The sequence below is a fragment of the Corallococcus llansteffanensis genome (assembly GCF_003612055.1).
In the GTDB taxonomy this organism is placed as follows: domain Bacteria; phylum Myxococcota; class Myxococcia; order Myxococcales; family Myxococcaceae; genus Corallococcus; species Corallococcus llansteffanensis.
The window spans coordinates 1-7,976 of the sequence record NZ_RAWB01000458.1 but is presented as its reverse complement, the minus strand read 5'-3'; the positions used below and the strand labels follow the sequence as shown (position 1 = coordinate 7,976).

Genomic DNA, 7,976 nt, shown 5'->3' with positions numbered 1-7,976 from the left:
GGGCCGGGGGGACCCGACCGGCTTTGAATGTTCCGGCGGGGGGCCCGTCAGTCAGGACAAGCAACACAACGGAGGATGGAAGACATGGCTTTCAAGCTCGCACTCTCGACCCTGGCCTTCGGTGCACTGCTGCTCGGTTCCTCCACGGCGTTCGCGGCGGATTCGCGTGGCCGCCCGACCGAGGCGGATGCACGCTGGGGCCGCGACAACAGCCGGGGCGGCTGGGAAGCGCCGCGGGAGTCCCAGGCGTTCCGCTACCACGATGACGACGAGCGGACCCGCCGCTACGTGGGCTGCCGTGGCCCGAACTGCAACGCCCGCCCGATGCCGCGCCCGGTGGACTCGCGGGGCCGCTACGAGCTGCAGACGGTGGAGCACTGGGTGCCGGCGCGCTACGAGCAGGTCTGGGTCCCCGAGCAGTGCGTGTCCCGTGGCCGCCACGGCCGCCACGTGCGCTGCACGCCGGGCTACTACGACCAGCGCTACGTCGCGGGCGGCTACCAGGCGGTGACGGAGTGGGTGTGGATCCCGTACAGCGGGCGCCGCTGGATGACGGTGGCCTACTACCCGTAGTCGGAGCGCGACGACACACGCAGGGGACGACGCAAGCAGGGGACACGCGGGGCGGTGCCTGGAGAGGGGGTTCTCCAGGTGTCGCCCCGAGGTGTTTTGTCCGTGAAGGCGCCGGGTGCCTTTCCGGTGCGGGCCTGTTAGGCAGGGCCCGCATATGGGGACCGCATTCATCACGGGCGCGGGCGTGCGCATCGGAGGCGCGGTGGCTCGCGCGCTGGGCCACGCTGGCTATGACCTGGCGCTGCACGCGAACCGCTCCGTGGGCAAGCTGGAGGCCCTGGCGGACGAGCTGCGCGCGCTGGGCCGCGATGTCACGCTGTACAGCGCGGACCTCTCCGACCCGGACGCCGTGGACGCGCTGGGGGCGAAGGTGCGGCAGGCGCATCCCGCGCTGGACGTGGTCGTCCACAACGCGGGCCTCTACGAGCGGACGGACTTCGCCTCCATCACCCGGGCCGCCTACCGCGGGATGCTCGCGGTGAACCTGGACGCGCCCTTCTTCCTGACCCAGGCGCTCTTGCCGTCCCTGCGCGCGGGGAAGGAGCCGGTGGTGGTGCACATCACCGACATCGGCGGGGAGCGGGCCGTGAGCCACTACGCGCACTACTCCGTGAGCAAGGCGGGGCTGGTGATGCTGACGCGCGCGCTGGCGGTGGAGCTGGCGCCGCACGTGCGCGTCAACGCCATCTCCCCCGGCGTGGCGGCCTTCCCCGACGACTTCGACGAAGCGGCGCGCGAGGCCCTGCGCCAGCGCATCCCGATGGGCCGCGAGGGCAGCGTGGAGGACATCGCCCGCACGGTCGTCTTCCTCGCGCGCGAGGCGCCGTACCTCACCGGACAGGTCATCGCCGTGGATGGTGGAAGGAGTGCCCAGCTGTGAGCCAGGACACCGCGTTGATCCACCCGCTCGTCAGCGATGCGCAGGGCCGGCCGCTGGACGTGATCCAGCTTCGCGGGCTCACGGCGGACTGCATCGTGGGCATCTACAACCGCGAGCGCGTGACACCGCAGCCGCTGCGCCTGGACGTGGCCCTCTTCCTGGACACAAGGCAGGCGGCGGTGGGCGGGAAGCTCTCGAACACGGTGCACTACGGGCGGCTGGCCGGGGAGCTGCGCTTCCTCCTGGATGCGTGCCGCTTCGAGCTGCTGGAGTCCGCGGCGGAGGCGGTGTGTCGCTACCTCCTGGCGCCGCCCACGGAGGCCAGCGCGCAGGCACGCGTGCAGGCCGCCACGGTGCGCGTCACCAAGCCGGAGGCGCTGGGCGGGCTGGCCATCCCCTCGCTCCAGGTGCACCGCGCCGCGGACGCGATGGTCTACGCGACGGAGCAGACGCCCTTTGGCGGCGTGGACGTCATCCATGAAGGCGCGACCTACGGCGTGTACCGGCTGCGGGTGAAGCCCGGGGGCGTCATCCCTCCGCGCGTGGATGGGAACCGGGAGGAGAGCGAGCTGGTGCTGGGCACGGGGCTGCTGCTCCAGGGGCAGCCGGTGGGTCGGGGCATGGCGTTCCACGGGTCGCGCGGGCTCGCGCACCGCTACGACAACCCCACGGCCACGGAGCAGACGGTGCTGGGTGTGTACCGGCCGCGCGAAGGTGCCCCGGACGCGCCGGAAGGCCTGTTGCCTCCCGCGCCGGGCGCGCAGTACTACCCGGCCGAATAGCCGCAAGCCGCACGCTCCGTGAGGGGACGGCCAGGCGACGATGCGCCGGGGCTGTGCTTAGCTCGAAGGAGCGGTGACGCGCGCTCACGAAGGACACGTCGGATGAACCTGGACAGGCGGATTCAGCTCTTCGTCGTACTCGCGGGGGTGTTCATCACCTCGTTGGTGGTGGGCGACATCATCGGCGTGAAGTTGTTCGAGGTGAAACTCGGGCCGGTGTTGGCGGTGATGTCGGTGGGGATGTTGCCGTTCCCGGTGACGTTCCTGCTCACGGACATCCTCAACGAGTTCTACGGCAAGCGGGTCGCGCGCTTCGTCACGGTGGTGGGCTTCTTCATGGCCGTCTTCGCCTTCGCGGTCATCACCGCTGCGGTGCAGGTTCCGTGGGCGCCGATGACGCAGGCGGCCGGCTACTCGGGGACGGTGGCGGGGTCGTTCAATAACGTGTTCGCCGGCTCGCAGCGCATCCTGATGGCGTCGATGGTGGCGTACCTGGTGGGCCAGTTCGTGGACATCGCGGTCTTCAACCTGCTCAAGCGCGCGACGCACAACCGGCTGCTGTGGCTGCGCGCTACGGGCTCCACGGTGGTGTCGCAGCTCATCGACACGGCGGTGGTGCAGTACATCGCGTGGACGGGGGTGCTGCCCCAGAAGGTCATCATCCAGATCATCCTCACGTCCTACGCCGTGAAGCTGCTGGTGGCGGTGGGGCTGACGCCGCTCATCTACCTGGGCCACGCCTTCGTGGAGCGAAAGCTGGGCATCGCCCCGGTGGTGCTGGGCGAGGACGGTGAGCCGGTGAACCTCACGCCTCCCGTCGCTGAAGCGCCTCCCGCGCGCGCGGCCTGAACGGCCCTCAGCGCGCATTCGCGGCCGGGTGCTTGAGCACCTGCATGGTGCCGCGCGTGACGCCGAACTGCTCGTGCACGGCCGCGCGCTTCACGGCCTCCGCGGGCGACAGCCGGCCCGCGAGCAGCTCCTGATACGCGGTGAGCACGCGCGCGGCCTCCTCGCGCGTCTCGCGCACGAACTCCACCCGGAACCTCCGCACGCCGCGCTCCAAGAGCCGCGGCACCAGTGACGCCGCGCTCTGCGCCTGCGCGTTGAACACCGTGTTGCGGCACCCCACGTCCACGATGACCGGGTGCTCCAATCCCAGCCGGTCCTTCAGCGCGAGGGCGTGCTTCTCACACGGCCGTCCGCAGGCCTTGTAGTCGCGCCCGTTGGACAGCGTGTGGGAATACACGCAGTGCTCGGTGTGGAACGTCGCGATGTGGTGGTGCAGCGCCACCGCGAACCGGTGCGCGGGCGCCTTCTCCAGCAGCGCGAACAACTGATCCGAATCCAGATCGTGCGACACGGTCAGCGTGTCCAGCCCCAGCCCCAGCAGGTGCGCCGCCGTCAGCGAGTTGGTGACGTTGAGCGAGAAGTCCCCATGCAGCACCGGCCGCGTCGTCCCCGCCGGCTGCTCCAGGAAGTGCATCATCGCGCCCCAGTGGCGCACCAGCACCGCGTCCGGCCGCAGCCGGTCCAGGCGTGTGTCGTAGCCCTCCTCGCCCGGCTTCTGCACGCGCACGGTGGCGATGGTGACGCGCAGCCCCGCCGAGCGCGCCCGCTCCACCGCGCGCTGGAGCCCCACCAGCTCCATCCAGTCCAGCTCCACCTCGCCCACGCCCGCCGCGATGGCAGCCTCCAGCTGCGCCTCGTTGCGGCACAGCGGCAGCAGCCGAGCCGAAGCCTCCACCGGCCGCGAAGCCATCCGCGCCAGCAGGCCCTGGCGCACCCCGTCCTCCACCGCCTCCGTGCTCACGGTCCGCGCGGGCCCCCGCTCCACGTCCAGCGTCAGCTCCGCCACCAACTGCCTGCGCAGCGCCTTCAGCTCCGACACCGGCAGGTGCAGCCCCGGCGCCAGCCCCGAACAGTCCAGCTCCGCCAGGTGGAACGACGTCCCGCCCAGCGCGGCCAGCTTGTCCTGGAGCAGCGCTGCGTCCACGCCCGCGCCGCGCGAAGGCGCGAGCACCGTCGTGCCCACCGCCTCCCGCGTGTACCGCCCCGTGCTCATCCGCACGCGCAGCGGCGAACCCTCCACACCGGACACCCACAGCGACAGCGGGATGCGGCCCTCGGGCGCTCCCTCCGCGAGCAACCCCTCCGTGCGGCGCGCGAGCGCGGGGTCGCTGTTCAGCCACACCCGCTGCCCCGGCGCCACGCGGCCCAGGTCTGGCCCGGGATGACCGAAGCCCAGCACCCACGCGTCGCCCTCCCGCTCCACGCGGAAGATGGGGCCGCCCGGCTCGTGCTTGTCCTCGGGAGCGCCCGCGTCGAACACCACGCCCATGCCCGGACGCGGATCCACGTCCGCGGGATCCGGCTCACCCGGCAGCGGCGCCGCCACCGTCCCCGCCGGAGCCTCCGGCCGCGCATCGCCCAGGCCCAGCGCGCCCGTCCACGGCCGTTCGTCCGGCACCACGAGCACGTCCTTGCCCGCCACCGCGCGCACCCGGCCCAGGTACAGCCCCCGGTGCTTCGGAAAGCGCCCCTCCACCAGCGTCTGGTGGTCGGACCCCGCCAGGAACCCGTGCGAGAACCCCCGGCTGTACGACAGCGACATCTCCGCCAGGTCCTTCGCCAGCCGCGCCCCGTCCGGCTTCCCCGCCATCACGCCGTCCAGCCACCGGCGATAGCCCTGCACGGTGCTGGAGACGTACTGCGGCCCCTTGAGCCGCCCTTCAATCTTCAGGCTGTGCACCCCGATGTCCGCCAGCTCCGGCACCGCCCTCACGCCCGCCAGGTCCTTGGGGCTGAGCAGGTACTTCACCTCGCCCAGGTCGCGCGTCTCCCCATCCACCACCAGGTCATAGGGCAGCCGGCAGGACTGCGCGCACTGACCCCGGTTGGCGGACCGCCCGCCCCACGCCTCGCTCGTGAGGCACTGGCCGCTCCACGACATGCAGAGCGCGCCGTGGATGAAGACCTCCAGCTCGATGTCCGTCTGTGACGCGAGCCGGCGAATCTCCGCCACCGACAGCTCGCGCGGCACCACCATCCGTGTGAAGCCCAGGCCCGTGGCGAACCGCGCCCCTTCCGCGCTCGACAGCGTCATCTGCGTGGACGCGTGCAGCTCCAGCTGGGGGCACACCGCCCGCGCCAGCAGCGCCACCGCCGGGTCCTGGATGATGAGTGCATCCACACCCGCCCGGGCCACCCCGCGCAGCAGGTGCTCCACCACCGGCAGCTCCGGCTCGAACACCAGCGTGTTCAACGTCACGTAGGCCCGCGCGCCCGCCCGGTGGATGAGCCCCACCGTCTCCGGCAGCCGCTCGAGTGAGAAGTTCTCCGCGCGGGCGCGCGCGTTGAAGCCCTCGTCGAGCCCGAAGTAGACGGCGTCCGCGCCACTGGCGAGGGCGGCACGCAACGACTCCAGGTCACCGGCGGGGGCGAGGATTTCGGGGCGTCGGGCAGACATGGCCCCTTACCTAGCAAAAGGCGTTTACCCCTCTCAATCCGCGTCTGCTCCACAGGGTACCAGGCACCCCCGGCTACGGGGTTCCCACGGCCCCACCCCGCGAAACCAGACAGGTCCTTGGCGTGACAAGGATTCCAGTGAGGTGAGGCTTTTACATCCAGATGTTTGTCATTGAGGCGGTGCGGTGGTATTCAGTGGGTAGGCGCGCCAAGAGGCATCCGTCGGACTTGGGGGGTTGGGTTAGAGACCGACGAGCCGCGCGCCATTTCCCGAAAAGGAGCTCAGATGGAGCGCGTGCGGACGTTGGGGGCGCGGACCGTGTCCGGCCGACTGGAAGCTGTGGATGCCATGCGGGGCACGGTGATGCTGCTCGTGTTCCTGTCGCACTTCGCGGATGCGTATCTCTATCCGCTGGGCGGTGAGGCCTCGCACCTGCGCGAGCGCATGAACCTGCTGACGATGATGGCCACGCCCGGCTTCATGGTCATCAGCGGTCTGATGCTGGGATTGCTGCACTCCCGCAGCCGTGACTTCGCTCCGCTGCGCACGCGACTCCAGCGCCGGGGCCTGTTCCTGCTCACCGCGGGCCACCTGCTCATCGTCCCCACGTGCCGCTTCTGGGCGGACGAGCCCCTGTACCTGCTGCGCATCCTGCCGGTGACGGACACGCTCGGGCTGGCGCTGCTCGTGGGGCCCTGGGTGGTGACGCGGCTGAACGGCCGGACGCGCGCGGCGCTGGGAATGCTCCTGTTCGCGGTGAGCTGGGTCGTGTGCCTTTCCTGGATGCCGGAGGCGGCCTTCGCCCGCGTGCTCAAGGAGGCCTTCTTCGGTCAGCGTGAGCTGTCCGTGCTGCTCTCCAGCTTCCCGGTGGTGCCGTGGATGGGCGTGTACCTGGTGGGCAGCATGTTCGGGGAGTGGCTGGGGACGTGGGGGCGCGCGGACCCGAGGGGCGTGGCGCGGCGCTTCGAGTTCGTGGGCCTGGGCATCGCCACCTGCGGCGGCGGGCTGATGGTGCTCCACATCGCCGTGCACCACCTGTGGCACGGCGCGGGCTTCACCACGCTGATGGCGCTCACCTCCCAGGCGCAGAAGTATCCGCCGGGGCCCGCCTATGTCGCGCTCTACGGCGGCACGGTGCTCGCGCTGCTGGGGCTCCTGATGCGCGCGGAGCAGGCCGGATACCTGTCGCGCTACCTGCGCATGGCGAGCGTCATCGGCCGGCACTCGCTGCTCGCGTTCGTGCTCCAGTTCTACGTGTACTACGTGGGGCTCTACCTGCTGCGCCTGCCGTACTCGCCGCTGTGGCCGCTGCTGTTCGTCGCCACCGCGCTGCTCCAGTGGGGCGCGCTGTACGCGTGGGACCTGCGGGACCGCTCCCGGGAGGCCACCGCGCGCCTGCCCGCGGCCGTGCCCGCGTCGGGCGCCCGCTAGCCGCGGCAGACGGGCAGGGGAGCGGACGTCCTCTCGCCGGGTGGCGGAGGCGGTAGGGCGTCCCCATCCTTCGACGCAGGAGGTCGTGAATGCCCGACGTCATCGTCTACATGAAGGCCATGTGCCCCTACTCGCGCCAGGCCATGGCCCTGCTCCGGGAGAAGGGCTGCGCGTTCCAGAAGGTGGACGTCGCCAACGACGAGCAGCGGCGCGAGGAGATGATGGAGCGCTGCGGTCGCCACACCGTGCCGCAGATCTTCATCGCGGGCCGGCATATCGGCGGGTGCGACGACCTGTATGCGCTGGAGGAGTGCGGCGAGCTGGATGCGCTGCTGGGCGGCGCCGGGGCCTCCACCGCCCCCTGAGTCCGTCGCGGGTCGTCATCGGACAGGCACTTCCGTTCAGTGGTCGTTTCCGGGGAGACGGCTGACCTTGTCGTCCCTCGGCAACGGGGGACCGGGAAGTCGCTCCTGACGGTGGATGAAGCCTGTTCTGCGTGCGGTACCCACCCCGCGCCACCTTCGCGGGGGCTGGGCGCCACGCCCAACCGCGCGGATTCACGTTCCCTGTCTGACTGGCCAGCGGCCAGGCGGCTGTGGCGTCCATTCCCCTGACGGAATGCACGACGCGCCTCTTCCCGTTGCCCGCCGACCCGCGAGCGCCCTCCCGCGCCGTGAACCCACGAGGAGTCCGCATGCGCTTCCGCCTGCCCCTGACGACCATCGTCTGTTCCGCCGGGCTGTTCGCGTGCCTTGTCGGCTGTACCGGCAAGGTCGAACCCGCGCCCGTCGGCGTCGCACGCCCGGGCCCGACGACGCCTCCCATCATCACGGCGCCTCCCACC

At 71.2% G+C, this 7,976-nt stretch carries 7 protein-coding genes; 6 read left to right on the top strand and 1 reads right to left on the bottom strand.

Annotation, left to right across the window (positions count from 1 at the left end; translation table 11 throughout):
- The first annotated feature begins 84 nt into the window (after window positions 1-84).
- The 4 genes from D7V93_RS31845 to D7V93_RS31830 all read left to right on the top strand — a co-directional run bounded on the left by D7V93_RS31845 (window position 85) and on the right by D7V93_RS31830 (window position 3,084).
- Entirely contained in the window at window positions 85-573 is a 489-nt protein-coding gene (locus tag D7V93_RS31845; RefSeq protein ID WP_244237636.1) for a hypothetical protein, read from the top strand.
- A gap of 154 nt (window positions 574-727) precedes the next feature.
- Complete coding sequence (locus tag D7V93_RS31840; protein WP_120646963.1) at window positions 728-1,453, top strand: SDR family oxidoreductase; 726 nt, start codon at window positions 728-730, stop codon at window positions 1,451-1,453.
- Window positions 1,450-2,235, top strand: a complete 786-nt coding sequence (locus tag D7V93_RS31835) for a dihydroneopterin aldolase (protein ID WP_120646962.1) — start codon at window positions 1,450-1,452, stop codon at window positions 2,233-2,235. Before D7V93_RS31840 ends, D7V93_RS31835 begins: the two co-directional genes overlap by 4 nt.
- A gap of 102 nt (window positions 2,236-2,337) precedes the next feature.
- Complete coding sequence (locus D7V93_RS31830) at window positions 2,338-3,084, top strand: queuosine precursor transporter (RefSeq protein ID WP_120646961.1); 747 nt, start codon at window positions 2,338-2,340, stop codon at window positions 3,082-3,084.
- A 7-nt stretch (window positions 3,085-3,091) separates the two neighbouring features.
- On the opposite strand, the gene D7V93_RS31825 is transcribed toward D7V93_RS31830, so the two are convergent.
- Complete coding sequence (locus D7V93_RS31825; protein ID WP_120646960.1) at window positions 3,092-5,701, bottom strand: U32 family peptidase; 2,610 nt, start codon at window positions 5,699-5,701, stop codon at window positions 3,092-3,094.
- A 285-nt stretch (window positions 5,702-5,986) separates the two neighbouring features.
- On the opposite strand from D7V93_RS31825, the gene D7V93_RS31820 reads away from it, so the two are divergent.
- Window positions 5,987-7,132 (top strand): heparan-alpha-glucosaminide N-acetyltransferase domain-containing protein, encoded by a 1,146-nt coding sequence (locus tag D7V93_RS31820; protein WP_120646959.1) that lies wholly within the window; start codon window positions 5,987-5,989, stop codon window positions 7,130-7,132.
- An 89-nt stretch (window positions 7,133-7,221) separates the two neighbouring features.
- Complete coding sequence (gene grxC, locus D7V93_RS31815; protein ID WP_120646958.1) at window positions 7,222-7,497, top strand: glutaredoxin 3; 276 nt, start codon at window positions 7,222-7,224, stop codon at window positions 7,495-7,497.
- Window positions 7,498-7,976: the final 479 nt, after the last annotated feature.

Excerpts from the sequence above, each read along its gene's own strand:
- D7V93_RS31845 (WP_244237636.1), top strand. The coding sequence starts at position 85 with ATGGCTTTCAAGCTCGCACTCTCGACCCTGGCCTTCGGTGCACTGCTG.
- D7V93_RS31820 (WP_120646959.1), top strand. The coding sequence starts at position 5,987 with ATGGAGCGCGTGCGGACGTTGGGGGCGCGGACCGTGTCCGGCCGACTG.
- D7V93_RS31830 (WP_120646961.1), top strand. The coding sequence starts at position 2,338 with ATGAACCTGGACAGGCGGATTCAGCTCTTCGTCGTACTCGCGGGGGTG.
- D7V93_RS31825 (WP_120646960.1), bottom strand. The coding sequence starts at position 5,701 with ATGTCTGCCCGACGCCCCGAAATCCTCGCCCCCGCCGGTGACCTGGAG.
- D7V93_RS31840 (WP_120646963.1), top strand. The coding sequence starts at position 728 with ATGGGGACCGCATTCATCACGGGCGCGGGCGTGCGCATCGGAGGCGCG.
- grxC (WP_120646958.1), top strand. The coding sequence starts at position 7,222 with ATGCCCGACGTCATCGTCTACATGAAGGCCATGTGCCCCTACTCGCGC.